General features: G+C 61.2%; 25 protein-coding genes and 1 tRNA gene. 14 read left to right on the top strand and 12 right to left on the bottom strand.

Annotated elements, in window-relative coordinates; all coding sequences use genetic code 11:
* Positions 1-15 precede the first annotated feature (15 nt).
* The 5 genes from MU856_RS11035 to MU856_RS11015 form a co-directional block, all read right to left on the bottom strand.
* Positions 16-1,179, bottom strand: a complete 1,164-nt coding sequence (locus tag MU856_RS11035) for a DUF2059 domain-containing protein (RefSeq protein WP_263587594.1) — start codon at positions 1,177-1,179, stop codon at positions 16-18.
* Positions 1,176-1,841, bottom strand: a complete 666-nt coding sequence (locus MU856_RS11030; RefSeq protein WP_156000893.1) for a DUF2059 domain-containing protein — start codon at positions 1,839-1,841, stop codon at positions 1,176-1,178. The genes MU856_RS11035 and MU856_RS11030 overlap by 4 nt, the downstream gene beginning before the upstream one ends.
* Positions 1,799-3,241 carry an NAD(P)-dependent oxidoreductase gene (locus MU856_RS11025; protein ID WP_058811918.1) on the bottom strand — a complete coding sequence of 481 codons (1,443 nt, stop codon included), beginning with the start codon at positions 3,239-3,241 and terminating at the stop codon, positions 1,799-1,801. Before MU856_RS11025 ends, MU856_RS11030 begins: the two co-directional genes overlap by 43 nt.
* Positions 3,242-3,399: 158 nt before the next feature.
* Positions 3,400-4,200, bottom strand: a complete 801-nt coding sequence (locus MU856_RS11020; protein WP_263587593.1) for an undecaprenyl-diphosphate phosphatase — start codon at positions 4,198-4,200, stop codon at positions 3,400-3,402.
* Positions 4,201-4,393: 193 nt separating this feature from the next.
* Positions 4,394-5,320: a complex I NDUFA9 subunit family protein gene (locus MU856_RS11015; RefSeq protein ID WP_263588982.1), complete on the bottom strand. Its 927-nt coding sequence runs from the start codon at positions 5,318-5,320 to the stop codon at positions 4,394-4,396.
* Positions 5,321-5,533: 213 nt separating this feature from the next.
* Here MU856_RS11015 and MU856_RS11010 point away from each other — a divergent pair.
* A tRNA-Leu gene (locus MU856_RS11010) sits at positions 5,534-5,620 on the top strand.
* A gap of 218 nt (positions 5,621-5,838) precedes the next feature.
* Positions 5,839-7,062, top strand: coding sequence for a tyrosine-type recombinase/integrase (locus MU856_RS11005; protein WP_263587592.1), 1,224 nt, complete (start codon positions 5,839-5,841; stop codon positions 7,060-7,062).
* A gap of 41 nt (positions 7,063-7,103) precedes the next feature.
* Here MU856_RS11005 and MU856_RS11000 read toward each other — a convergent pair whose 3' ends face one another.
* Positions 7,104-7,316, bottom strand: a complete 213-nt coding sequence (locus tag MU856_RS11000; protein WP_263587591.1) for a helix-turn-helix transcriptional regulator — start codon at positions 7,314-7,316, stop codon at positions 7,104-7,106.
* 434 nt (positions 7,317-7,750) lie between these two features.
* Between MU856_RS11000 and MU856_RS10995 the strand changes: the two genes are divergently transcribed.
* The 4 genes from MU856_RS10995 to MU856_RS10980 are packed head-to-tail and all read left to right on the top strand — an operon-like array spanning position 7,751 to position 10,882.
* Entirely contained in the window at positions 7,751-8,041 is a 291-nt protein-coding gene (locus MU856_RS10995; protein WP_263587590.1) for a type II toxin-antitoxin system RelE/ParE family toxin, read from the top strand.
* Positions 8,042-8,050: 9 nt separating this feature from the next.
* Positions 8,051-8,386, top strand: coding sequence for a HigA family addiction module antitoxin (locus MU856_RS10990; protein ID WP_263587589.1), 336 nt, complete (start codon positions 8,051-8,053; stop codon positions 8,384-8,386).
* Positions 8,387-8,402: 16 nt separating this feature from the next.
* The gene (locus MU856_RS10985) at positions 8,403-9,290 is read left to right on the top strand and encodes an N-6 DNA methylase (RefSeq protein ID WP_263587588.1); all 888 of its coding nucleotides are present in this window, start codon (positions 8,403-8,405) and stop codon (positions 9,288-9,290) included.
* Entirely contained in the window at positions 9,287-10,882 is a 1,596-nt protein-coding gene (locus tag MU856_RS10980; RefSeq protein WP_263587587.1) for an Eco57I restriction-modification methylase domain-containing protein, read from the top strand. Before MU856_RS10985 ends, MU856_RS10980 begins: the two co-directional genes overlap by 4 nt.
* On the opposite strand, the gene MU856_RS10975 is transcribed toward MU856_RS10980, so the two are convergent.
* Positions 10,801-11,244 (bottom strand): hypothetical protein, encoded by a 444-nt coding sequence (locus MU856_RS10975; RefSeq protein ID WP_263587586.1) that lies wholly within the window; start codon positions 11,242-11,244, stop codon positions 10,801-10,803. The two genes, MU856_RS10980 and MU856_RS10975, sit on opposite strands and share 82 nt — an antisense overlap.
* Here MU856_RS10975 and MU856_RS10970 point away from each other — a divergent pair.
* Complete coding sequence (locus MU856_RS10970) at positions 11,197-13,428, top strand: DEAD/DEAH box helicase family protein (RefSeq protein ID WP_263587585.1); 2,232 nt, start codon at positions 11,197-11,199, stop codon at positions 13,426-13,428. The two genes, MU856_RS10975 and MU856_RS10970, sit on opposite strands and share 48 nt — an antisense overlap.
* Before the next feature lie 13 nt (positions 13,429-13,441).
* Here MU856_RS10970 and MU856_RS10965 read toward each other — a convergent pair whose 3' ends face one another.
* The gene (locus MU856_RS10965) at positions 13,442-14,689 is read right to left on the bottom strand and encodes a reverse transcriptase domain-containing protein (RefSeq protein ID WP_263587584.1); all 1,248 of its coding nucleotides are present in this window, start codon (positions 14,687-14,689) and stop codon (positions 13,442-13,444) included.
* Between the two features lie 829 nt (positions 14,690-15,518).
* Here MU856_RS10965 and MU856_RS10960 point away from each other — a divergent pair.
* From MU856_RS10960 to MU856_RS10945, 4 genes are all read left to right on the top strand, one after another.
* Entirely contained in the window at positions 15,519-15,707 is a 189-nt protein-coding gene (locus MU856_RS10960) for a hypothetical protein (protein WP_263587583.1), read from the top strand.
* 162 nt (positions 15,708-15,869) lie between these two features.
* Positions 15,870-16,658 carry a type IV toxin-antitoxin system AbiEi family antitoxin gene (locus tag MU856_RS10955; protein WP_263587582.1) on the top strand — a complete coding sequence of 263 codons (789 nt, stop codon included), beginning with the start codon at positions 15,870-15,872 and terminating at the stop codon, positions 16,656-16,658.
* A 4-nt stretch (positions 16,659-16,662) separates the two neighbouring features.
* Positions 16,663-17,580, top strand: coding sequence for a nucleotidyl transferase AbiEii/AbiGii toxin family protein (locus MU856_RS10950; protein ID WP_263587581.1), 918 nt, complete (start codon positions 16,663-16,665; stop codon positions 17,578-17,580).
* A 92-nt stretch (positions 17,581-17,672) separates the two neighbouring features.
* Positions 17,673-19,109, top strand: coding sequence for a hypothetical protein (locus MU856_RS10945; RefSeq protein ID WP_263587580.1), 1,437 nt, complete (start codon positions 17,673-17,675; stop codon positions 19,107-19,109).
* A 34-nt stretch (positions 19,110-19,143) separates the two neighbouring features.
* Here MU856_RS10945 and MU856_RS10940 read toward each other — a convergent pair whose 3' ends face one another.
* Both MU856_RS10940 and MU856_RS10935 read right to left on the bottom strand, forming a co-directional pair.
* Positions 19,144-19,365, bottom strand: a complete 222-nt coding sequence (locus MU856_RS10940; RefSeq protein ID WP_263587579.1) for a conjugal transfer protein TraD — start codon at positions 19,363-19,365, stop codon at positions 19,144-19,146.
* Positions 19,366-19,387: 22 nt separating this feature from the next.
* Positions 19,388-19,693, bottom strand: coding sequence for a conjugal transfer protein TraD (locus tag MU856_RS10935; RefSeq protein ID WP_263587578.1), 306 nt, complete (start codon positions 19,691-19,693; stop codon positions 19,388-19,390).
* Positions 19,694-19,865: 172 nt separating this feature from the next.
* On the opposite strand from MU856_RS10935, the gene traA reads away from it, so the two are divergent.
* Together traA and MU856_RS10925 are read left to right on the top strand one after the other, a co-directional pair.
* Positions 19,866-22,751 (top strand): Ti-type conjugative transfer relaxase TraA, encoded by a 2,886-nt coding sequence (gene traA / locus MU856_RS10930; RefSeq protein ID WP_263587577.1) that lies wholly within the window; start codon positions 19,866-19,868, stop codon positions 22,749-22,751.
* 10 nt (positions 22,752-22,761) lie between these two features.
* Complete coding sequence (locus tag MU856_RS10925) at positions 22,762-23,514, top strand: DUF6118 family protein (protein ID WP_263587576.1); 753 nt, start codon at positions 22,762-22,764, stop codon at positions 23,512-23,514.
* On the opposite strand, the gene MU856_RS10920 is transcribed toward MU856_RS10925, so the two are convergent.
* A complete protein-coding gene (locus tag MU856_RS10920; RefSeq protein ID WP_263587575.1) occupies positions 23,496-23,804 on the bottom strand; it encodes a hypothetical protein in 309 nt (102 codons plus the stop codon). The two genes, MU856_RS10925 and MU856_RS10920, sit on opposite strands and share 19 nt — an antisense overlap.
* 111 nt (positions 23,805-23,915) lie before the next feature.
* Between MU856_RS10920 and MU856_RS10915 the strand changes: the two genes are divergently transcribed.
* Positions 23,916-25,148 (top strand): tyrosine-type recombinase/integrase, encoded by a 1,233-nt coding sequence (locus MU856_RS10915; protein WP_263587574.1) that lies wholly within the window; start codon positions 23,916-23,918, stop codon positions 25,146-25,148.
* Between the two features lie 7 nt (positions 25,149-25,155).
* Here MU856_RS10915 and MU856_RS10910 read toward each other — a convergent pair whose 3' ends face one another.
* On the bottom strand, positions 25,156-25,818 hold the full coding sequence (locus MU856_RS10910) for a 3-oxoacid CoA-transferase subunit B (RefSeq protein WP_263587573.1): 663 nt from the start codon (positions 25,816-25,818) through the stop codon (positions 25,156-25,158).
* Position 25,819: the final 1 nt, after the last annotated feature.

Below are 25,819 nucleotides of genomic sequence, written 5' to 3'. Positions count from 1 at the left end.
CGGAATGGGCGTGGGTCAGGTCGAAGGCTTGAGCCGCTTGCGCGCGTTGGCGACGGCTTCCTGTTCGGCGTCGTAGGCGGCCGAGGATGCCTTGTCGGCCTCGGCCTCCAGATCTTCGACCTTCTGCAGATCGGCGGTCGACCAGTTGCTGCGGTCATACGCCTCGTCATAGTCACCGGCCGCGTCGGCCGCCGCTGCGGCTGCATCCGCGGCGTCAGCGGCCGCGTCTGCGGCATCGCCCGCTGCATCGACGGCATCGACCGCGGTGGCGTCCGTCGTCATGTCGTCGTTCCACATATCGCGGTTCTTCTTGAGCGTCTTGACGTCGACTTTCATCAGCTTGGCAAGCTTCGCCAGCTCGGCGTCGGTCAGGTCGCTCATCGCCTTTTCCTTGGGCAGATCCTTGAGCTTGCCTTCAAGCTCGGGGCCGCGGTCGATGAACTTGTTGATCAGCGGCGGCACGGCCTTGACCATCGCGATCATGACTTCGGGATCGGCCTGCAGCGACATCCATTCGGCGCCATAGGCCTGGCCCGTCGGGGTTGCGAGAAAGGCGTTGAGGTCGCCGAGCTGCTGCGCGCTGAACTTGCGGGCGTAAGCGCGGGCGAGGCCGTCGCGCATCGGCGGCTCGAGATCGCCGAGCGCCTCGCTGATCAGCGGCTTGATCACCTTGTTGATCTGATCCTCGCGTTCCTTGCGGTGCGGGTCGAACATATCGGCGATCGCGGTCTTGCTCGTCGCATCGAGCGCGGCGATCTTTTCGCTATCGACCCCCGTCTTGATCGAGAGCATCAGGTCGGACATGCTGCTCGTCTGATCCATGAAGGCGCGGAACAGCTTGCCGTACATATTGTCGAGCATCTTCTCGATGCTGCCCGCCGGGATCAGCGCGTTCGTCGTCTGCTGCGCCAGCGCAAGCTGCGCCGGATCGACCGGCGGCAGCTTGTCGACCTCGAAGATTTTTTCGATCAGCGCGATCGCCTGATCGATTTCCTTCTGCATCTTCGCCTTGGCGTCGGCGAGCGACTGTTCGCTGTCGGGTTCGGCTTCGCTCTCGGCGGGCATCGCGACGGTGACCGCCTCGGCGATCGGCGCTTCCTTGGGTGCCGCATAGGCGTGGGCCGGTGCCATCGCCATTGCACCGGCGAGCAGCAGATTTTTTAGTTTCGAGTTCGTCATGCCTTGGGCTCCTCGACTGGCTCTGCCAGAGCGTGTTCCAATTCGTTCACCAATGCTTTGATTTCGTCTGGATATCTCGCAAAGCTTTTAGTCATCAGATTGCGTTGCCATTCGACGATGTCGGGATCGGACAGGATTCCGGAGGATTCCCGCGCGTATAATTGTCCAGTGGGCGTGTCGAAAAATGCATGCAGTTCTGCAAGCTGTGGTGTCGTAAAGCGCCGTGCATAAGCACGTGACATTGCGGTGAGCATGCCCGGCATCTCGGCCTTCAGTTGATCTGAAGCCAGCTGTCGCTGTCTATCGAGAAACCGGTTGAATACTGCCTCCACCTTCGGCTGTTCGAGAGCTGACGCGATCTCTGGCTGGCCTTTTATGCTGGCAATCATCGTCGACATTATGGACTGCATCATCTGATCGACCATCGCGTCGCGCTGCGTTGCGGGTAGCATCAGGCTTACCAGTTGTGTGGCTGCGGCAAGCCGGTCGCTTTCGACTTTAGCCGAAGAAGCTGTTCCGCCGGTGCCTTGCGCCTGTACTGCGACGGGGAATGCAATTAGCACGGCGGCTGGCAAGGCGAATTTCCAGTGTCTCATAAGCATGTTCCCTTCCCTGTTGGTCAGGCTGCCTTCTTTTCGCTTTTCGCCTTCGCCTTCAACCATTTCGACATCTGTTCGCTGACATCGCGGCCGTCGCGGATACCCCAGACGACCAGGCTGGCGCCGCGGACGATGTCGCCGGCGGCAAAAACGCCGGACAGGCTGGTCATCATCGTCTGATGATCGACGCGCAGCGTGCCCCAGCGCGTGACCGACAGATCGGGCGAACCGAACAGGTGCGGCAGTTCCTCCGGATCAAAGCCCAGTGCCTTGATCACCATGTCGGCGGGCAGGTCGAAGGTGCGGCCGGGATCGGGTTCGGGGCTGCGCCGTCCGCTTGCGTCAGGGGCGCCAAGGCGCATCCCGGCAACCGCGACCTCTTTTACATGCTTGTCGGCGGCGAAGCTTGCGGGGGCGGACAGCCAGACGAACTCGACGCCTTCCTCTTCGGCGTTGGCGACTTCGCGCTGCGATCCCGGCATATTCTCGCGGTCGCGGCGATAGAGGCATTTCACCGATTTGGCGCCCTGACGCACCGCGGTGCGGACGCAGTCCATCGCGGTGTCGCCGCCGCCGATGACGACGACATGCTTGCCTTCGGCATTCAGGCTGCCGTCGTCGAAGGCGGGGACCGCGTCGCCAAAGCCCTTGCGGTTCGACGCAACCAGATAATCGAGCGCCGCGATCACCCCTTCGGCGCCGTTTCCGGGGACGTTGATCTCGCGCGCCTTGTAGACGCCGGTCGCGATCAGCACCGCATCGTGGCGCCGGCGCAGCTCGTCCAGCGTCGCATCACGCCCGACCTCGAAGCCCTGATGGAAATGGATGCCGCTTTCGGCGAGGCGGTCGACGCGGCGCATCACCACATCCTTTTCCAGCTTGAAGCCGGGGATGCCATAGGTCAGCAGGCCGCCGGCGCGGTCGTGCCGGTCGTAGACATGCACCTCATGCCCCTCGGCGCGCAGATATTCGGCGGCGGTCAGGCCCGCGGGGCCCGCGCCGACGATTGCGACCGACTGGCCCGTCGCGGGGCCGACATGGACGGGTTCGACCCAGCCCTCGGCCCAAGCGGTGTCGGTGATATATTTTTCGACGCTGCCGATCGTCACCGCCCCATGACCCGAAAATTCGATCACGCAATTGCCTTCGCAAAGGCGGTCCTGCGGGCAGATGCGGCCGCAGATTTCGGGCATGGTCGACGTCGCGTTCGACAGTTCATAGGCTTCGCGCAGCCGCCCCTCGGCGGTCAGGCGCAACCAGTCGGGGATATGATTGTGGAGCGGGCAGTGGACCGAGCAATAGGGTACGCCGCACTGCGAACAGCGCGATGCCTGATCGTCTGCCTCGGGCTGCGCGTAGCGCGCGGCGATCTCGTTAAAATCGCGCGCGCGTTCGTCGGCAGAGCGCTTGTCCGGATAATGTTGTTCGCGCCCCACAAATCGGAGCATGCGTTCGGAAGCCATGCAAAATCCCCTTCGTTGAAGCGCGGATGCATGGCGGGAGCGCCGCTGTCACGGACATATTGGGCATTAGGGCAGCTAAACTGACCTAAAAATATGCCACTTCAGTCAGTCGAGACGAAGGTGCGCAATTAAGTTTCGCAATTAGTAAATTATCGGCCCTATCTCATGGTGAGCCAGATAAGCGCCGCGCCGCCGACGATGATTCGATACCAGGCGAACGGTGCGAAGCCATAGCGCGTAACCACGGCCAGAAACGCCTTGATGACCGCCCAGGCGACGACGAACGACACCGCGGCGCCGAGCGCGATCAGGCCCATATCGTTAGAGGTGATGGCATCGCGATGCTTGGCGAGCTGCAGCACCGTCGCGCCGGTCAGCGTCGGCAGCGCGAGGAAGAAACTGAATTCGGCGGCGGTCTTGCGGTCTACGCCCATCGCCATCGCCCCCATGATCGTCGCGCCCGAGCGGCTGACGCCGGGGATCATCGCGAGGCACTGGACCAGCCCGACCATGATCGACTGGCGCAGCGTCAGCTTGGCGACGCCGCCGCTCTCCTTCGGCTTGGCGAGCTTTTCGACCAGCAGGATCGCGAAGCCGCCGATCACCAGCGCCCAGGCGACGACGACGGCATTTTCCAGCAACGTCTCGATATAGTCGCCGAACGCGAGCCCCAGCACCACCGCCGGAATGAAGGCGACGAGCAGGTTGCGTACAAAGGCGATCGCCACCGGATCGCCCCGGAAAAAGCCAGTGAACATGTCCCAGAATAATTTGCGATAGAGGACGACGATCGCAAGGATCGCGCCGGGCTGGATCGCGATGTTGAAGATCGCCCATTTCGACGCGTCATAGCCGAGCAATTCGGTGGCGAGGATCAGATGCCCGGTCGACGAGACGGGCAGGAATTCGGTCAGCCCCTCGACGATGCCGAGGATGATCGCGGTCAGCCACAGGCTCATCGTCCGGCCTCCGCGCGCAGGAGGAGGGCGGGGCGGGGCGATGCGGCAAACTGGATCATGGATTTCCCGAAGCTGGAGATGACATGCGAAGGGGCGCCCGCGCGGTGCCGGACGCCCCTGTCCTGATGTCAGACCTACGCAGCGCGGACGGAATTATCCAGCCGCTAATTGCGCCTTTCGTCGTGCGCGCGGCTCAGCGGGCCACCGCTGCGAAGCGGCCATGGCGGCGATACTGGACGAGCCAGCCATCGGCGACGTCGGCCAGCGCGGTGGGGGCGATGCCCAGTGCGGCAAGGCCGTTGGTGCCGTTGACGACATTGTCGTGCTGCAGCATCAGCCATTGATCCTTGGTGATCGGGGCGCCCGGCGCCCAGCCGAAGCCGCTCGCCAGAAAGCCCGACACGGCATCGGGAAGCTCGACGAACAGGCGGTTCCGCCCGGTCGCCTTCGCAATCCACTGCTGTAGCTCCAGCATGGTGAACTGCTGCGGACCGCCGAGCTCGAGCGTCTGGCCCGGGGTGTCGAGCGCCGCCACCACCGCATCGGCGACGTCGCCGACATAGACCGGCTGGAATTTCGCCTTTGGCGCGATGACCGGCACCGCAGGCAGCGCGCGGATCAGGGCCGCGAAGCGGTTGATGAACTTGTCCTCGCGGCCGAAGACGATCGACGGGCGCAGGATCGCCGCGTCAGCGAAAGCGGCGCGCACGGCGGCTTCGCCGTCGCCCTTGCTGCGGCCATAGGCCGACGCGCTGGCCGGATCGGCGCCGATCGCCGAGACATGGACGAGCGCTTTCGCGCCCGCCGCCTTTGCCGCGGCCGCGACATGGCCGGCGCCGGCGGCCTGGACCGCCGCCATATCGGCAAAGCTGCCGACGAGGTTGACCACGGCGTCGCTGCCCGTCGCGGCGCGGGCAACGCTGCGTGCATCGCGCACATCGGCGGCGACGAACTGCGTCTGGCCCAGCCCGCCGAGCGGCTTCAGAAACACCGCCTGGCGCGGGTCGCGCTGCGCAATCCGCACGCGCGCGCCGCGCGCCAGCAGCCGCTGGACGACATAGCGGCCCAGAAAGCCGCCGCCGCCGAACACCGTGATCAATTGCCCGCTCAGATTCTGCATCACCCTTGCCTGTCTTGCCGATTCTCGAAGCCGGACGCCGCAGCGTCCCTCGCGTCCCCATGCCGCGAAGCGCCCGAAGGGGCAAGCGCGAAGGGAGGGGCAGGGCGCGCGAGGGCAACAAATCCGCGACTTTGAAATAAAATTTGCCGCGGGGCGGGCCGACGCGGTTGACAAGCCCGCCGCCCCGCCGCTAAGCGCCCGCTCCTACCCCGTGCCCAGATGGCGGAATTGGTAGACGCACCAGCTTCAGGTGCTGGCGATCGCAAGGTCGTGGAGGTTCGAGTCCTCTTCTGGGCACCATTTTTCCGTTTCAGGGCATCCCACAAGGGTCGACAAACCGGCGGAAATCTGCCATTTTCAAGCCTCACCAATCCCGGAGCGTGCCAGGCGATATCAGGCAATCCGGGGCCATGAGGTGCCACGGTTGGGCTAATATGGCCCCACGGAAAATTTGATGGCCCCATTGCCCCGAAAAGCCCTCGCCGGTCCTCTCACGGATCAGCTGAGGAGATTCGACCGTGGCACTGAAGGAGTTGCAAATCCGGAACATCCGTCCGACCGACAGAGTGACCCAATGCACCGATGACCGGGGCCTCTATCTGGAGGTTCATCCGAACGGTTCGAAACTGTGGCGCTACAAATATCGCTACATGGGCAAGCAGAAGCGGTTGGCCCTTGGTCGCTATCCCGATGTCGGCTTGGCTGAGGCGCGGAAACGTCGCGACGATGCTCGCAGGCAGTTGGAAGCCGGGACCGATCCGCTGGCCGAACGCAAGCACGAGAAGCTGGTTGCAGTGTTCAAGTCCGCCAACACCTTCGGTGAGATCGCCAAAGAGTATATCGACAAGCAGGTGGCCCAGGGCCAGGCAGATACCACGACGCAGAAGGCCAACTGGCTGCTGGAGCAACTGGAGCCTATTGCGGCACGACCAGTGGCAGACCTCAAGCCCATTGACCTGCTGGCCGCGCTCAAGCGTATCGAGGCCAAGGGCAAGCATGAAACTGCCCGGCGTTGCCGATCCTTCGCCGGCCGCGTCTTCCGCTATGCTGTCGCCACCGGACGTGGCGAGAGCGATCCTTCCTCGATCTTGCGCGGCGCGCTGGTTGTGCCGAAGGTCAAGCATCATGCGGCGATCCTTGATCCCAAACAGATGGGCGAGCTTTTGCGCGCGATAGATGCCTATTCCGGCCATGCGATCACGCGATTGGCCATGCAGGTTTCACCGCACGTCATGGCGCGACCTGGCGAACTGCGCATGGCGGAATGGTCGGAGTTCGACCTTGAAAAGGCAGTCTGGAAAATCCCCGCCGAGCGCATGAAGATGCGCCGCCCCCATGAGGTTCCCCTGTCCCGGCAAGTGCTGGCCTATCTGGACGAGTTGTTCGCGCTGACCGGGCCAGACGGCTATGTCTTTCCGGCGTTCCACACGTCGCGGCGTCCGCTCAGCGAAAACACCGTAAATCAATCATTCCGGCGGATGGGTTATGCGGTGGGCGAAGTGACGGCGCACGGGCTGCGTACCACCGCTTCGACCTTGCTCAATGAGAGCGGCAAATGGTCCCCGGATGCTATCGAGCGGTCGCTTGCCCATGCCGACGCCAACAGCATTCGCGGCGTCTACAACCGGGGTCGCTATTGGGACGAACGTGTCGCCATGCACCAATGGTGGAGCGATTATCTGGACGAGATGCGCGAAAACGCGCCCACGGACCAGCCCGACAAGATCAGGGCGCGCGCCTAGCGCGTGCCCTGATCTTGGTGACGCCGAGCCGAAGCGGCACACTACGAACTCCGCCCGTGCTGCTCTTCTCGATACCCAACCGGATCGGCAATCCAGCGGTTGAGTTCGGACTCGTGCCAGCCCGCCCCGTGGATGCTGATCCTCACCTGAGCCGGGAAGGTGCCCTCGGCGATCTTGCGATACATGGTCGAGCGGGAAAGGCCGGTGCGGGCGAGGACGGTCTTGAGACGGATGATTCTTTCGGAATTGGACATGGGACGCTCTTTCATTCCTTGACAGTGGTTGGCTCCCCATGAGCCGAAGATTGGCCGTCACATCCGGCCGCGCAAGAGCGTTTTCAAGGCAGGGAAGTGCAGGCGCGCATTGAGAAGCGATACGAAGCGAACGGCAACGGACGGCTAGAGCGGGGTGCGGGCGACAATGGACGGCGGCCCTCGGCGGCATGCGGTGGGAAAAAATCTTGCGGCCCGGATCGACTTCGCGCCGACGGCGGCGATCATCGTTGCTATCTGCGCAGAATTGCGTCGGCTTGCGCCGGAATCTGCGCCGGTGTTGGTCGATTTTGCGCCACCCCTTCGAACTCGGTGATTCGCTTCACCGAACGGTTTGCGCACGGGTGTTTGTAGGAACCGAACTCAGCCTGTATGGCGTCACTTGACGCCGAACGGATGTTTCGCTAGGAGTGTGCATGAAGATTCGGAACGTCATCCACAAAGGGTTGCGGCGCTTCATCGAGAACGATGACGCCAGCGGGTTGCAGCCCGCCGTTGTCGTCAAGGTGCAGCGCATCGTCTCCTTCCTCCAGGACATGGAGAACGAAGACGAACTTCGCACCGTGCAAAGCTGGAAAGCCCATATGCTGACCGGCGACCGCAAGGGAACGTGGAGCCTTTTCGTCACCAAGAACTGGCGAATGACCTTCCGGATCGACCGACAGGAAATCGAGATCATCGACCTCGATTATGAAGATTACCACTAGGAGTTGGCTATGAGCAGTCTAGCAGGCATCCGCATGAAGAACCCGGCGCATCCGGGCGGCTTCGTGAAGTCCGAGATTATCGAGCCGCTTGGCCTGTCGGTTACAGCGGCGGCGCAGGTGCTGGGCGTCACCCGCGCGACGCTATCGACCTTGCTCAACGAGCATTCGCAGCTTTCGTCCGAAATGGCGCTGCGGATCGAAAAGGCATTCGGCGTGTCGATGGACACGCTTATGCGGATGCAGAACAGCTACGACATTGCCCAGGCGCGCAAGCGCGAGGGAGAGATCAAGGTTGCGCCGTTCAAGGGGTTGCCGGGCGATTCCCATTCTGCGGCTGCGGCTTAACAGGCGCACGACTGATATGTCATTCGCCACACATCGAGCGGGAGCGGGCTTAACCCTTGCCGATGTCGCCAAGGAATTTGGTATATCGCCCGATGTTGCGCGCGATTGGGAGGACGGCAAGGCGCAGCCGCCCGCGCATGTCATCCGGTCGCTCGATCTTATCGGCAAGATGAGCGCGCATGAAAAGCCTGTGGGGCTGAAGCCGCGTCAGCCGGAGTTTGCCGTCACCCGCGACGAGGTGCCGCTGTTCAAATCCGATAGCCTGATCAAATCGAAGAAGCGCGTTGCCGATCATGGCGAGGTGTTCACGCCGCCCTGGCTTGTCGAAAAGATGCTCGATCTGGTGAAGGGCGAGAGCGAACGGATCGACTCGCGCTTTCTGGAACCAGCCTGCGGCAGCGGCAATTTCCTTGTGCCGATCCTCCAGCGCAAGCTGGCGGCGGTGGAGCTGACCTATGGCAAGTCCGAATTCGAAAAGCGGCATTATGCTCTGGTCGCACTGACCTGCTGCTACGGGATCGAACTATTGCCGGACAACATCGCCGAGTGTCGCGCCAACATGCTGGAGGTGTTTGCCGCCTATCTGAAGCTGGACGAGGCCGACGAGCATTATCGAGCCGCCGCGCATGTTCTCTCGGTAAACCTGATCCACGGCGATGCGATGACGATGCTCGACAATGCAGGCGATCCGATCTTGGTCGTCGAATGGGGCTATATGGGCAAAGGCAAGTTCCAGCGCCGCGATTTCCGGCTGGACAGGTTGACCGGCATGTCGGCGTTCCGGGAGGAGGGAACACTGTTTGCCGGATTGGGCCGCCACGAAATTTTCCAGCCAACGCCTGACCGCTACCCGCCGATGACGGTGCGCGAGATGGCAGCGCAAGAGCCGGAGCCTGTCCAATGAACGTCCAGGCCCCATCGCCGTTGCGCAGTCGCAATCCCGATGTGCTGACCTGTATCGCCAATTTGTCGAATGATGAGGTGTTTACGCCCCCCGAATTCGCCAACCGGATGCTCGATACGCTGGCGGCAGGCTGGGCGGCGGGGAATGACGGCGCGGACATTTGGGCGAACAGCAAAGTCCGCTTTCTCGATCCATGTACCAAATCAGGCGTGTTCCTGCGTGAGATCGCGACGCGGCTGATCAAGGGGCTGGCGGCGGAAATCCCGGACCTGCAAACCCGCGTTGATCACATCCTGACGCGGCAGGTGTTCGGCATCGGCATCACTCGGATGACCAGCCTGCTTGCGCGGCGCAGCCTCTATTGCTCGAAACACGCGAGCGGCGAACATTCGGTCGCCACGGGGTTTGCGAGCGATGACGGGAACGTCTGGTTTGAGCGGACGGAGCATAGCTGGGACAAGGGCAGATGCAGCTTCTGCGGTGCTGGTGACGCAATCTTTGATCGCGATGAAGGTCTTGAGAGCCACGCATACGCGTTCACTCATACAGACGACATTGGGATTCGAATGTCCGAGATTTTCGGAGGTGACATGCAGTTCGACGTTATAATCGGCAATCCGCCGTATCAAATCACTGGTGGGGGAGGAGGAACGAACGATTCCCCAATCTATCAGCAGTTTGTGCAACAAGCCATGCGACTGGAACCGAAATTTCTGAGCATGGTCATCCCTTCAAGATGGATGGCCGGGGGCCGCGGCCTTGGTGAATTTCGCGCAGAGTTCCTTGCCGACGATCGCATCCGCACTCTCGTTGATTATGAAAACGCCAAGGACGCATTCCCAACGGTAGGGATTGGCGGTGGCATCTGCTATTTCCTATGGGAACGCGATAACCCCGGGCATTGCCAATCAATATATCACAAAAACAACGCGACCATTGGACCGAATCCACGAGTTCTTGGCGAGTTTGATGTATTCGTCCGCGACAAGCGGGCCGTGGACATTCTTCGTAAAGTCGTGGTGCTTGGCGAGCCTGCCTTTGAGGAGCTTGTCAGCGGTGATACACCATTTGGCTTGGCCACAAATTTTACGAACTACGCACGCGACAAGTCTCCGAAAGCTGGGCAGGTTCGGCTCTATGCCAATGTTGGGACCACCCGCGTCAAGGGTGCAATGGCACGCAATGCTATAGAGAAGAACGCCCAACTAATCGACGTATGGAAGCTATTTCTCCCGGTTGCTGGCTCTGGCCGCGAACGGGAGCGAAGCGGAGTTGATTTGGTCCTCGGCCCATCTCTTATTGGCGAGCCTGGCTCCGTTTGCACTCAAACCTATCTCGTCGCAGCGCCGTTTGACGCAGAGGTAGAATGCAAGAGCGTCGAGTCATACCTTCGCACTCGGTTCGCGCGGTTTCTCATCTCGCTTCGCAAGCCTGCCCAGCATGTATTTCGCGGAATGTATCGCTGGCTACCCATACAATCGTGGGACCGCACTTGGACTGACGCCGCTCTCTACGAGAAATACGGGATCACCGCCGACGAAATCGCCTTCATTGAAAGCATGATCCGCCCAACGAATGGCGGCGACGAGTGAACAAACCGACCATCGAGGACATCCTCGCTCCCAAACCCGAAGCCAACCCGCGCATCTACGCCTACGCGATTGCCGACGCGGCGCATGAGGGGCAGCTCAAGATCGGCCAGACAACCCGCGACGTGAAGGCGCGCGTTGCCGAACAGCTCAAAACCGCTGCGATCGCCAACTACACCATCGAACTCGACGAAAGCGCCGCACTGGAGGGCGGCGGCATCATCACCGATCATGCTGTCCGCGCTGCGCTCGCCACCAAGGGCTTTGCCAATCCGCAGCTCGAATGGATGGTCTGCACGGTCGCCGATGTCCGCACCGTGCTCACCGAGTTGCGCACAGGCCAAGCCTTTACCGGCACGCACCACGAAACATTCCCGCCTCGCGACGAGCAGGCGGCGGCGGTCGAGCAGACCTACGCCTATTTCCAGTCGCGCTGGGCGGAGGACGCCAAGGCCGTCCCGCGCTTTCTGTGGAACGCGAAGATGCGTTTCGGCAAGACCTTCACCAGCTATCAGCTCGCGAAGAAGCTTGCGGCAAAGCGTGTGTTGGTTGTGACGTTCAAGCCCGCCGTCGAAGATGCCTGGCGCACCGATCTTGAAAATCATGTCGATTTCGATGGGTGGCAATATCTATCCCGAAACACCGGGGGCGACCCGCGCGCGGTGCCCAAGGACGCGCCGCTGGTCTATTTCGGTTCGTTCCAGGATTTGCTCGGTAAGGAAGGCGGCGCGATCAAAGCGCGGAACGAATGGATTCACGAGATCAACTGGGATCTCGTCGTCTTCGACGAATATCACTTCGGCGCGTGGCGCGAGAGCGCCAAGGAGCTGTTCGAAGGTGAGGAAGAAGCCATCGCTCGTGAAGAGGCCGCGCTTACTGCGAGGACCGAGAAGCTAATCGAGCGGATCAACGAAAAGGCGGCGGACTTACAGCAACCTCTCGAACCCGAGACGGATTTCTTGCCGATCACCACCCGCGCCTATCTCTACCTCTCCGGCACTCCGTTCCGCCAGATCAGGACGGGCGAGTTTATCGAGGAACAGATTTTCAACTGGACCTACACCGACGAACAGCGTGCGAAACAGGACTTCGGCGCGGCCAATCCGGGGAAGCGCAACCCTTACGCCGCGCTGCCGATGGTCAGCCTGTTCACCTATCAAATGCCAGACGAGCTGACCGCAATCGCTAGCCAAGGCGAATTCGACGAATTCGACCTCAATGAATTTTTCGCCGCCAGCGGTGCCGGGATTCTCGCGACCTTCAAGCACAAGGACGATGTGCAGAAATGGCTGAATATCATTCGCGGCTCCTACAATCCGCAGACCGTGGATCAGTTGAAATCGGGGACGAAAGCGCCCTTTCCCTACGAGAACGCGCGGCTGCTGCCCTATCTGAACCACGCCTTCTGGTTCCTGCCCAATGTCGCCGCCTGTCAGGCAATGGCCAATCTTCTGGAAGAAAAGCAGAATGTCTTTTGGCATGAATACAAGGTGATCGTCGCGGCGGGAACGGCGGCTGGGATGGGTCTCGCCGCGCTTGATCCGGTGCGTAAAGCCATCGGCGGCGGGCATGACAGCAAGTCGATCACGCTGTCCTGCGGCAAGCTGACCACCGGCGTCACCGTGCCGCAATGGTCGTCGATCCTGATGCTCCGCAACCTGCAATCGCCTGAGACCTATTTTCAGGCGGCGTTTCGCGTTCAATCGCCATGGTCGATCAAGAACCCCGAGGGCGACGATCCGAACGTCGAGCAGATATTGAAACCGGTATGCTTTGTCTTCGATTTCGCACCAACCCGCGCCTTGCGGCAGCTTTCTGAATATGGTGCAAATCTGTCGCCCGGGGAGCCGAACCCCGAAAGTGCGGTACACGATCTCCTCTCCTACTTACCGGTCCTGGCGCACGATGGCGCTGTGCTGCGGCAACTCGATGCCGGCGAGGTGCTGGATTACGCGATGGCCGGCACCACCGGCACGCTGCTCGCGCGCAAGTGGGAATCGGCGATGCTGGTCAATGTGGACAACGAGACGTTGCGGCGCGTGCTGGACAATCCAGAAGCGATGGCGGCGGTAGAACGGATCGAAGGCTGGCGCGCGCTGGGCGACAATGTGATCGAGACCATCATCAACAAGAGCGAGAACGTCAAAGAACTCAAAAAGAAGGCCAAGGATGGCGAGCTCTCAAAGGCCGAGAAGAAGGAACTCAGCGACGAGGAGAAGGAATACAAATCGAAGCGCAAGCTGGTTCAGGAAAAGCTGATCAAATTTGCGACGCGGATTCCGGCCTTCATGTATCTGACCGATTTCCGCGAGAACACGCTTCAGGATGTGATCACCAAGTTGGAGCCGGAGCTGTTCCTGACCGTGACCGGGCTGACCGTCGAGGACTTCCATTTGCTGGTGCGGCTAAAAGTGTTTAACACTGAACGGATGAACGCGGCAGTGTTTGCGTTCCGCCGCTACGAGAACGCTTCGCTCGCCTATACCGGCATCGATAGCCATGAGGGTCTGACGCAGATCGGGGGCTATGACACTGTGGTTGCGGCATGACCATTGAGCGCTTCTAGCTCTTTTTGATGGCTTTTACCCGCGCCAGACCCTGCAAGGCATACTTCCCCAGCGCCTTCACTTGGCGCTTTATGGCCTCGCTTTGAAGCTCATTGGATGAGCGATCAGCATAGGCCAAGAAATTACGCAGCCCGACATGAGTCAATCGACCGCGCAACTTGCTAGTATAGATTCTGTCTTTTTGGCCCGACTTGGCGAGCCTTTCCGCCTTTCGTTCGGAGCGGCGAATAGCCCGCTTGGTTGACCGCCATTGCCGCGACAGCGAGCCGGGGCGGATCAATGCCGGTCCAAGGCCAAGCTGGTATCCGAGATACTGAAAGTTGTCCCGCTCATCGCCGGTGAAGCGCAGGCGGACGGTCTTGTCGCCGTGCAACTCCAAGGCTTCGTTGGTGAGCGCATCCGCCACGGCAGCGGCAATCTGATCGGCGTGTTCAGGTTCGCAGATGATGAGGATGTCATCGGAATAGCGTTGATACAGCGCACCGTGCTGATCGGCCAGCGCCTTCATCGCCATGTCGAAATCGACCAGATAGAGGTTAGACAAGCTGGCGCTGATCGGCGTGCCTTGGGGAACGCCGTAGGTGTTGGGATTTGGCCGCATGGCAATGCCAGCAGCCTTCAACTCCTTGACCGTCGCCAACGGACGATCTGCGCCGCGTTGCTTCATACGCTGGCCGAAAACGGGATGGGCCTTCAAATCGGATTTGCGGACATAGCTATAGCGGGTGACGGAGCGTAAAACGCGGTGCCAGTCATCGACAAGTTCATCGACGCCAAGCAGCCATTTGAGCCGCCGCTTGAGGCGCTTGTGGTCGATGTTGTCGAAAAAGCCGGTCACGTCGAAGCACATGGCTTCGACCGATTGATGTTTGCGCACATAGGCCTGCGCGGTGGCGGCGAAATGGTAGTTGGATTGGCCAAGCGAGCGATAGGCGATCACGGCGTCATCCAGCCCGTTCGCGCCATACCATGTGTCCAGCCTGCTGGTCAGCTCATGCGAGTATTTGGCTAGGATGCAGGCATCACGGTGCGAAGCGTGCATGATGTCACGGGGCTTCACCTTCAGCTCCATCACACCCTGATCGTTCAAGCGATAGCGCGGTGTTTCCTTGATCCAGTGGAGCAGGGGCGACCACGAGTGGGCCGAGACGTGCTCAGGGGTGAGCGCGGTTGCCCAGTCGCTGCCAATCGGCACGTCGAAGTGTTTGTAGTGTCGCGGCTTGAACCAAGACGGCTTTGCCATCCCCCCTCATTTCTAGCAGTCTCTGGGGGATAGTTCTGGCTCTGAACCCGGCTTGCGCCGCTAGACCCCCCAGAGGCACGCCACCATCCGTGGTTGCCTTCTCGCAAATGCAACCACGCGAGCCTGTAAACGCTAGGTGGTATTGTATGGTCGAGGAGGTCCGATCAATGAAGATCGAAGTCTCGCCGCTGCAACTCGCAGAGTGGCTGATCCACGGCATCGCCGTAATCATATCGCTCTGGCAGGTTGACAGTGTAAACGACCGCACCCGTCGGCCAATTCCGAGGGCATCGGCGACATAGGAACGAATTGGCAACGATCAAGGGCGCATTGGCATTTTTTGTCGGGTCGATTCTACCGCTGCCCTGCGGGCAACCCGCTCTATCCGCTGGCGCGGACCAGGCCTGTAGTCCCGGCCCATCCGGGTGACGATCGGGAGCCGGGCAATTGAGCGGGAGGATTGGCGGTCGCACTCTGTCCCGCGCTTAGCGCTCCTGAGGGTGCGGAGTTTCCTGTCCTGACCCGCTGGCACTCTTGCCTCTCTCATTGCCGGACGCCCGCTGGCGCACTTGCGCGCGCAGGGTGTCCGGCGGCTTCGCGCCGTTGCAAGGGTGCCGTAGTTGGCTGGATCGCTTCGCGATCCGGGCAGGAACGCCAAGGGCTTTGCCCTCTCGTTCCCCAAACCGGAATAGACACCCCCGTGTGGCGGGCTCTGCCCGCTGGCCCGCGCCAGGGCATCGATTCCGGTTTCCCTTCCCCCTCCCATCCTCGCCGGAAGGCAGTCCGCATGTCGCATGTCGAATGCGGCTTTGCCGGAAGGAGGCAGAAAATGGGTGACCTGATCTTGAACTACCGGGCTTGCGGGGCCGAGTGCCGCGAGGACTGGCTGCGGATGCTGGCCAACGAGAACGGTTTGCCGTTCGGGACGGTGCAGCGTCTGGCCGAGGAACTGGGCGAGCGCGAGGATTTCGGCGAGCTGGTCCACTTGTGCGAATGCGGCGGGAGGGCAGTGCAATGACCACCGGTAGGGAAGCGCATTTCTCTATCTCTATCAGCTGAGGCAAAGGTCGGACTTGTCGCCCTGCGGGTTTATCGATCACATTAAAGCCCAAGCCACGCTTAGTAAAATCTGAAAAATGTAAACTCGACATTGGTTTGAAAATCTGCCAAAACGCTAAGCATGGCTACGCGTTCTGATAGCAAGCTAAACCGACTCCAACAGGAACTCCCCGAGGGACTCCTGGCCGATGCCGCATGGATGGAAGCCAACGGCTATTCATCGGCGCTCCGCAGCCAGTATGTTCGTGCCGGGTGGCTCGATAGCCCAGCGCGGCGCGTCTATCGCCGTTCGCGAACGCCGCTGACATGGCAACAGGCCGTCATATCTCTCCAAACCTTGCTGGATTTACCGCTAGCCGTTGGAGGGCGCACCGCGCTCGAACAACTAGGATATGCGCACTACCTTTCGGCGGAAATGCAGGAGGTCCATCTCTACGGCCCGAAGCGAGTGCCGACATGGCTGGGCGATCTGCCGCTCGACGTGAAATTCCACTGGCATAACAGCCTGCGCCTGTTTCCCGGCGATGCCGATGCACCGCCTGAGCCTAGTCCCATCATGTTCAGCGCCGCAGGGATGCACTTGCCTATCCGATATTCGAGCAAGGAACGCGCCGTGCTGGAGTTGCTGGACGAGCTGCCCGAGCGTGAGAGCTTCCACCAGGTTGACGCCCTGATGGAGGGGCTGAGCGATCTCAGTCCGCGCCGACTGCAAACCTTGTTGGAAGCGTGCGCGAGCGTGAAGGTGAAGCGGCTTTTCCTGTTCTTTGCCGACCGGCACCGCCATGCTTGGCGATCCCGGCTCGACGTGTCCCGCGTTGATCTCGGATCGGGCAAGCGCGTCCTTGTCAAAGGCGGCAAGCTAGACCCCACTTACCATATAACCGTGCCGTCCGATCTGGGAGGCCAGTGAATTCATGGCCTTTCTCGACACCTACCGGCAGCAGGTCGCACTTCTCATTCGCACCATTCCTTTCGTGGCGACGGAGGAGGCATTTGCGCTCAAGGGCGGAACGGCAATCAACCTGTTCGTGCGCGACATGCCGCGCCTGTCGGTGGACATCGACCTGACATATCTGCCCGTCGAGGATCGCACCACATCGCTTGCCGCAATCGACGCAGCCATGCTGCGGATCAAGGAACAGATCGAGTCCGGAGTCCCCGGCGCGAAGGTCAACCCTTCCCGCTCGGCTGACGAGAAAATTGTCACGAAGCTGATCGTCCGTGCTGGGGAAGTGCAGATCAAGATCGAGATTACACCGGTGCTGCGCGGCACCGTCTATGATCCAGTGGTGATGGCCGTAGTGCCGACCGTGGAAGACGCCTTTGGCTTTGCTGAAATGCAGGTTGTGTCCTTCGCCGACCTCTATGCGGGTAAGATCGTGGCAGCGCTCGACCGCCAGCATCCGCGCGATCTTTTCGACGTACGCGACCTGTTGGCACACGAAGGCATCAGCAACGAACTGCGGCGCGCATTCCTTGTCTATCTTATCAGCCATAATCGCCCGATGGCCGAAGTCCTGGCACCGACCAGCAAGCCACTGGCGGAGGAATTTGCACGGGGGTTTGTCGGTATGACGCAGGAACCTGTTGCCCTTACCGATCTTGAAGCCGCGCGTGAAACAATCATCGCCGCGATGGTCGCCGACATGCCCGACGCGCATCGGCATTTCCTTGTCGGGTTCAAGCGCGGCGAACCGGATTGGAAACTTCTCGGGATACCGGAAGCCCAGCACTTGCCCGCCGTCCTGTGGAAGCAGCGCAATCTGGACAGGCTTCCCGCCGACAAGCGGCGCGAACTGGCCGACGTACTTGAGAAGTTATTGCTTCCGTGATGAAGTAGCGCACCGTGTCATTATGGCCGTACTGATTTCTATTAATCTCCTCAGCATGATCTCCAAGCACGAAAACAAGAGCGGAGTTCGTCGTGGCAGCGCGCAAAAGTCTGGTACATCCTGTTCTGTTTTCCACCCGCTTCGGGTTGTCGGCGAATGCGCTGAACTCGGCAAAGCTACTAGACCCGATTCTGAACAGCGACACCAAGCTATTCATTGATCCACTACTCTTGTGGAAAAGCCAGAACGCCGTGATCAAAAAGGAGGGGCGCAAAGCCGTCGAAGCGAGCTTTGAGAATGTGATCGGCCTTCTCGATATCTCAGCTGCCGAGGGGGATGTCGCATGGAAGGGCGCATATCGAGCGCTTAATCTTGATGAGCGTCCTGAGACCAGCCTTGGCTATGGCGCAGCAGGTACGAGCGGCAGTTCACGCCCGCCCAAGCTCCGCAATGGCATTCTGCGCACCGCCAAGGAGATCATTACTCTCGGAGAGAAAAACCCAAACATGATCCCCCTCATGGGCTTGTTCGAAGAGGGCGTTGGTCCCGACACGCTCAGCGACATGACAACTAACTTTCTGTTGCCGGCACTCAGCCAGATCACCGAAGAATTCTGCGTCGCCAACGGCGTTTCGGTCCAACAGTTTGGTCCCAAATACTCGGATCGCAAGCTCCCAGTGAATCCCTATCATGCAGGCGCGCCGGTGCTCCTCGTTCCACGAGATATCTTGCGTGATTTGCCTCTTGCAGCCGACTGGTCCGACGTGAGCCGGGTTGTCATGGAGGTGCGGGAAATCCGAGATGCCGTAAATCAGATGTTCGGAAACATCGCCAAGGCAAGCGTATCACAGAAAAAGGCGGCCCTGCGCCGCGTTGTATTCTCATCGCGAACTCTGCTGCGCAAACTTATCGATGCGGTCGCCGTTGCGTCGGAAAGCTACGACGAAAAGGCAGACCTTGACGGCTATTACCAGTTCCGACGCGTCTTGAGCGAAGACCCGACGCCGTTTGTAGGAATGCTGAAGAAGCCAGCGACGAACGACGGGAATGCACTTGAGCAGACTGTGAACGAAATCATCGCGCGGTTCCAGGCAATGGTCGAGGACAACAATATGTGGGAGCTGCTGTGGAACGGCACTACTCCCCGGCACGAACGAGCAAGCCAGCTACTCTTTTTCGCCGTAGCGAACGTCATGTGTGCGGTTAACGACGTCGACATCTCACCAGAGACCAACTCGGGTGGCGGGCCGGTCGATTTCAAATTCTCGACCGGCTTCAGCGGACGTGTTCTCGTAGAGCTAAAGCTCTCCAAAGGCTCCGTTGTGCATGGCTACAAGACCCAGCTCGAAGCCTACAAAAAGGCGGCGACGACCAAAGCTGGCATCTTCGTCGTCATGGATATTGGTGGCATGGGTAGAAAGCTCCGTACGATCGAAAAAATGAAAGCGGATGCTGAGGCTCGTGGCGAGCGGGCCTCTGAGATCGTGATGATTGATGCGCGACGCCAGAAATCGGCCAGCAAACGATAGGCAGCGGGCCGATGTATGTGGCAGTGATTTTCTATCATTGCTCAGCCTCAAACGCTCTTTTCCCCTTGCGCTTCCACAGCATGAGCGCCTGATCGCGATCCTCGCCACGCAGCTTGCCAGCGACAGTAAGGAACGCGCCGTAAAGCGTCGCGCGATCATCATCGGCGAGTTCCACCAGCCCAGCCTTCACGACCAGGCCGCCCAGTTCGATCAGTTGCCGCGTGCGTTCGCGCCTTTTGACCTGCCATTCGCGCATGTCAGTTCGCGCCTTTCGTGCCTCAAGCCGATGCCGCGCCGCCATCAAGCGGGAGAGTGCCATCCGGCTGGCCCTGAGTTCCGTCGCCACGCTTGCGCGCCTTGTTCTGAAAGAAGGCTGCGCCACGCTTGCGCCACGCCTCCTTCTTTTGGGCATCGCTGCTTTCCGCAATGACGAGCAGCGCACCGGCCAGCGTTTCCGCATCGGTCGCATCGGCCCCGGTAGCGATGACCAGTTCGCCAAGCTGTTGCACGCGGCGTTCTTTCAGTTGCCTCGCCTTGTCGGCGAGCGCCTTCAGTTCCGAATCGAAGTCACGGGGTTTGCGCATCGAAAGTCTCCATTGAGAGTTGATGCGCCCATGATAATATCGACCCGCTTCCAATGCTGTAGAGTCGTCGAGACAGTCTGATACCGGATAGTCCCGAGCAGGATTTTATCATGGGAGGGCGCGCTTATACGTCGTGCCGACGTGGCGCTCATGGCGTAGATGGATTGCCGTCATGGCGATCTTCCATCTCTCCGTTAAAGTCATCAGCCGGTCGAGCGGGCGCAGCGCCGTGGCGGCAGCGGCCTATCGCGGGGCCGAGCGGCTGCATGACGAACGGCTCGACCGCGACCATGACTTCACCAACAAGGAGGGGGTCGTCCATTCCGAAGTGATGTTGCCCGAGGGCGCGCCGCCCGAGTTTGCCGACCGCGAAAAGCTCTGGAACGCGGTCGAGGCGGCGGAGAAGCGCAAGGACGCGCAGCTTGCCCGCGAGGTCGAGTTCGCGATTCCCAGAGAGCTGAGCCAGGAGCAGGGCATCGAGCTGGCCCGCGAGTTTGTCGAGACCGAGTTTGTTGCAAAAGGCATGATCGCCGACCTCAATGTCCATTGGGATATTGGCGCAGACGGCCAGCCCAAGCCCCACGCCCATGTCATGCTGACCATGCGCGAAGTCAGCAAAGACGGGTTCGGCGCGAAGGTGCGCGACTGGAACAAGTCCGAGCTGGTCGAGCAGTGGCGCGAGCGCTGGGCCGAACATGTCAATGAGCGGATGGCCGAACTCGATATCGACGCGCGCGTCGATCACCGCAGCCTGGAGGCGCAGGGCATTGCGCTCGAACCGCAGGACAAGATCGGCCCCGCCGCATCGCGCATGGGCGTGCGCGGGCTTGAGGCCGAGCGGATCGAGGAACACCGCGCTGTCGCGCAGCGCAACGGGATGCGGATTATCGCCAATCCCGCTGTCGCGCTTGACGCGATCACGCACCAGCAAGCCACCTTCACGGGCCGCGACCTTGCCATGTTCGTGCATCGGCACAGCGACGGAAAAGAGCAGTTCGATTCTGCAATGTGCGCGGTGCGCGGTTCGTCCGACCTGATCGCACTGGGCAAGGACGGTCGCGGCGAAGACCGGTTCACATCGCGCCAGATGATCGAGACCGAACAGCGGTTGCAACGCGCCAGCGAATTGATGGCGGAGCGTGAACGGCACGGCGTCGATCAGCAGGACCGGGAAGGAGCGCTGGGGCGCGCGGAAGGGCGCGGGCTGGCGCTGTCCGGGGAGCAGCGCACTGCATTCGGGCATGTGACCGATGGGCGCGGTCTGAGTGTTGTGGTCGGCTATGCCGGGACGGGCAAGAGCGCCATGCTGGGCGTGGCGCGGGAGGCCTGGGAAAGCGCGGGCTACACCGTGCGCGGCGCGGCGTTGTCCGGCATCGCGGCAGAGGGGCTGGAGCACGGTTCGGGCATCGCCTCGCGCACCATTGCCAGCCTTGAGCATCAGTGGGGCCAGGGCCGCGAGCATCTGACTTCGCGCGATGTGCTGGTGATCGACGAAGCGGGCATGGTCGGCACGCGCCAGATGGAACGTGTGCTGTCTCATGCCGCCGATGCAGGCGCGAAAGTGGTGCTGGTCGGCGATCCCCAACAGCTCCAGGCCATCGAAGCTGGAGCCGCCTTCCGCGCGATCCATGAACGGCATGGCGGCGTCGAAATCAGCGAGGTCCGCCGCCAGCATGACGGCTGGCAGCAGGACGCCACGCGGCACCTCGCCACCGGGCGCACCGGGCAGGCCATTCACGCCTATGACGAGCGCGGCATGGTGCACACTGCCGGGACGCGCGAGGCAGCGCGCGAAGCGTTGATCGATCGCTGGGATCGCGACCGGCAGGCCAGTCCCGACGATACACGGATCATTCTCACCCACACCAACGATGAAGTGCGCGAGCTGAATGAAGCTGCGCGCGGGCGGATGCGAAACGCGGGTGAGCTGGGCAGCGATTTGTCGGTGAAAGCCGAGCGCGGTGAACGTGCCTTTGCTTCCGGCGACCGCATCATGTTCCTGCGCAACGAGCGCGGGCTTGGTGTGAAGAACGGCACGCTTGGCACCGTCGAGCAGGTGGCACCGCAGCGCATGGCCGTGCGCACCGACGATGGTCGCAGCGTCGCCTTCGATACCAAGGATTATGCGCACATCGATCACGGCTACGCCGCCACGATCCACAAGGCGCAGGGTATGACGGTGGACTGGGCGCATGTGCTCGCCACGCCCGGCACGGACAGCCACGGGGCCTATGTCGCGTTGTCGCGCCACCGCGACGGCGTGGACCTACACTATGGCCGCGACGATTTCGCCGATCAGTCAAAGCTTGTCCGCACGCTCAGCCGCGAGCGCGGCAAGGACATGGCGAGCGACTACAAGCCTCAGCAGCAGTTCGCCGAGCGGCGCGGGATCACGTTCCGCGAGCGCATTGTCGAGATTGCCCGGCAGTTGCCGGAGCGGGCGAAGTCGATCTTTGCGGGCTTCCGTCCCCAGACCCACAAGCTCGAAGCACTGCCGCCCGAACAGGCCGGACAGTCCGATCAGCGCAGGGCGGTCGAACGCTACGCGCGGGCAGCCGCTGACGTCGGGCAGATGCGCGAACAGGGCTTGCCCACCCTACCCCACCAGCGCGAGGCGCTGGAGAAGGCCGGAAAGGCGCTCGATGCAATCCGGCCCCATGGCTCAGTCGATCTTTCCAGTGCCTTGCAGCGCCAGCCCTCGCTTACCCGCGAGGCCGCCGATGGTCGCAGCCAGGGCGCGATGCGCGCCATGCAGCTTGAAGCGGAAATCCGCATCGACCCTGTGAAGCGCGCCGACCGCTTCGTCAGCGACTGGCAGCGGCTGGGGCAGGCCCGCACGACCATGCAGCAGGGCGGCGACACGGACAGCGCCAAGCACATGTCCGGCCGGATGGCCGATATGGCGAAGGGTCTTGAGCGCGATCCTCAGGTGGAATCACTGCTGCGCAACCGCACGCGAGAACTCGGAATCGACAAGGATATCGCACGCGATCTGTCTCGCGAGCTTGCCGCCTCCGTGTCGTTCGAGCGGACCCGCTCGATTGGAATGAGCCTGTAGGAGAAGTGAAGTGGAAAATGCCGAAACCGAAGAAGTGACACTGGACATGGAGATCGAACCCGAGCCTGAACCTGCCAAGGTCGAGATCGACCAGGCCGCCGAGGCGTTTGCGCGGCTTGAGGGCGAAATGGCGCTCATGCGCCGGGCGGTCCAGCATCTTGCCGCTGAGCGCGCCGATATCGTAATTCCTGACTACGGCCCGACCTTGACGGAGATGACCAAGCGGCTCGGCGCAATCGCTGGCAGCATTGGCGACATCGCCGAGCATCCGGCGATGCAGGTAACGCCCGACGGCTTTGGCAGGCGGATTGAAGCCGCAGCGCAGGCGGCGAGGCGCGACGATCAAGGCCGGATCAACGACGCGCACAACGAGCTACGGCAAGCGGCGCAGGACATGCGGGGTGTCACATCGCACGCCCGCACCAGTGCGGAGCAACGCCGGAAGTTGTTTCAGACGGCAGGCGGCGGCGTGATGGCTGGCATCCTGCTATGGTCCTTCCTTCCCGGCACCATAGCCCGCATCATGCCTGATAGCTGGCATTTGCCAGAGCGTATGGCAGCAAGGATGGTGGGCGAGGAGACACCTTGGGCTGCCGGTATCCGGTTGATGCGCGCCGATGATCCAGCGATGTGGAATGCGATTGTGCAGGCGTCCAGGATTGAGCACGAGAACCGGGAAGCCATCACTGGCTGTGTAAAGAACGCGAACGCGACCAGGCAGTCGGTCAGGTGCAGCGTCAGGGTTCAGCCTATGGGCAATTGACGCACAGGAAGACACCCGTTCGACTCACGGCGAGTTAAGTCAAAATTGGAATTTGGCTTGCCGTGAAGCGGAAAGGAATGTATTGAGACAATATGAGTTGAGTTAGATTCGGGAAACGAACCACTCAATAAAAATAATTCAGTGCCACCATTTGTGCCACGAACAAAAACCAAATTCCCTTTAAAAAACAATATCAAATTGTTACTTGTTACTATTGACGCCTCTTCTGGGCACCATTTGTTCTTCCGTGGACGTCCGAGACCGTCCGAAAAACGGGAGATTTCAGCCATTTTTTGTGCTATAGCCGTCCGGTCAAATCCGGGCGGATACGGCACCAATCGGGAACAAATCGGGCACCCTGATAGGTATCGCTTTCGCCTCTTCGAAAAGGCGATACCCCTATGAGCAAGCTCTTTGCCACGACCATCGCGAACGCGAAACCCCGCGAGCGTCCCTACAAGTTGTTCGACGGTGCCGGTTTGTACCTCTTCATCAAGCCGAACGGCTCGAAGCTCTGGCGCCTGAACTACAGCTGGCTCGGCAAGCAGAAGACCCAGTCGCTTGGACAGTGGCCGGCCCTCGGCCTCGCGGATGCAAGAGCGAAGCGCGATGAAGCAAGACGCTTGCTGGCCTTAGGCACTGACCCTGCGCATCAGCGGAAAGTCGATTTGGCGAAAGCCCGTATCGAAGAGGATAACAGCTTCAAATCGGTCGCCTTAGAATGGATCGCCAAGAACGAGCGCGAAGGCATGGCCGAGATCACGCTGAGCAAGATCCGCTGGCTGCTCGACAAGGCATATCCGAAAATCGGCGCCCGTCCGATCGCCAAGATCACCGCTCACGAAGTGCTCGTCGTCCTAAGGTCGGTCGAGGCGACCGGCCGCTATGAAAGCGCGCGCAGGATGCGCAGCGTCGTCGGACGGGTGTTCCGCTATGCCGTCGCCACGACGCGGGCCGAGCGTGATCCCACGAGCGACCTGCGGGGCGCTCTCACCGTGCCCAAGCCCAAACACCTTGCGGCGATTACGACCGCCAACCGCGCCGGTGAGTTGATGCGCGCCATCGAAGGCTATACCGGCCACGCGATCACCCTCTTCGGGCTGCGGCTATCGGCGCACCTGTTCGTTCGCCCCGGCGAGTTGCGCCAGGCCGAATGGAGCGAGTTCGACTTCGACCGATCCGTCTGGAACATCCCTGCGGAGAAGATGAAGATGCGGCGTGCCCACCGGGTGCCACTTTCAAGGCAGGTTGCCGGCCTGCTCGAAGAGCTATGGGAGTTGACCGGGACCGGGCGGTATTGCTTCCCCTCGTTCCGCACAGACCGCCGACCGATGTCTGAGAACACGGTGAATGCGGCCCTTCGTGCGCTCGGCTTCGGGCAGGAGGAAATGACCGCCCACGGCTTCCGTGCGATGGCGGCGACGCTGCTGAACGAGAGCGGGAGGTTCAATCCCGACGCCATCGAGCGACAACTGGCACATATGGAGAATGACGGTGTGCGGCGTGCTTACACGCGCGGCGAGTATTGGGACGAGCGTGTGACGATGATGCAATTCTGGTCGGACGAACTCGACCGGCTTCGCGGCGGCGCCAAGGTCCTCAAGCCGAATTTCGGTGGCCGACGGTCGGCTTAAAGCGCAATCAATCTGGGCGGATCGGGTCATCGATATATGTGGCGAAGCGGGCCGAGGTCATCGCGACCAGTTCGTCCCGTTCGACGCCCGGTGCCAGCTCGACCAGGCGAAACCCCGCGCCCGGCGCGGTGCGTTCGAAGATTGCCCGGTCGGTGATGAGCAGGTCGACGACGCCCTCGCCGGTGAGCGGCAATGTACAGCGCTCGACGAATTTCGGGCGGCCATCGCGCGAACAATGATCCATCACGGCGATGATCCGTCGCACCCCCGCCACCAGGTCCATCGCGCCGCCGATTCCCTTGACCATTTTGCCGGGGACCGTCCAGTTCGCGATATCGCCGTTTTCGGCCACTTCCATCGCCCCGAGGATCGCAACGTCGATATGGCCGCCGCGGATCATCGCGAAGCTATCGCTACTGTCGAAATAGCTGCTGTACGCAAGTTCGCTCACAGTCTGCTTGCCAGCGTTGACCAAGTCGGCATCGACTTCGTCCGCAAACGGAAAGGGGCCGATCCCGAGCATGCCGTTTTCGGATTGCAGCGTGACCTGCACGTCTTCGGGGATATGATTGGCCACCAGCGTCGGGATGCCAATGCCAAGATTGACATAATAGCCGTCGCGCAACTCGCGCGCGGCGAGGGCCGCCATTTCGTCACGGGTCCAGGGCATG

Origin of the sequence: Sphingopyxis sp. GC21, assembly GCF_025727575.1 — a bacterium.
In the GTDB taxonomy this organism is placed as follows: Bacteria; Pseudomonadota; Alphaproteobacteria; order Sphingomonadales; family Sphingomonadaceae; genus Sphingopyxis; species Sphingopyxis terrae_A.
This window is presented reverse-complemented; position numbering and strand designations above follow the sequence as displayed.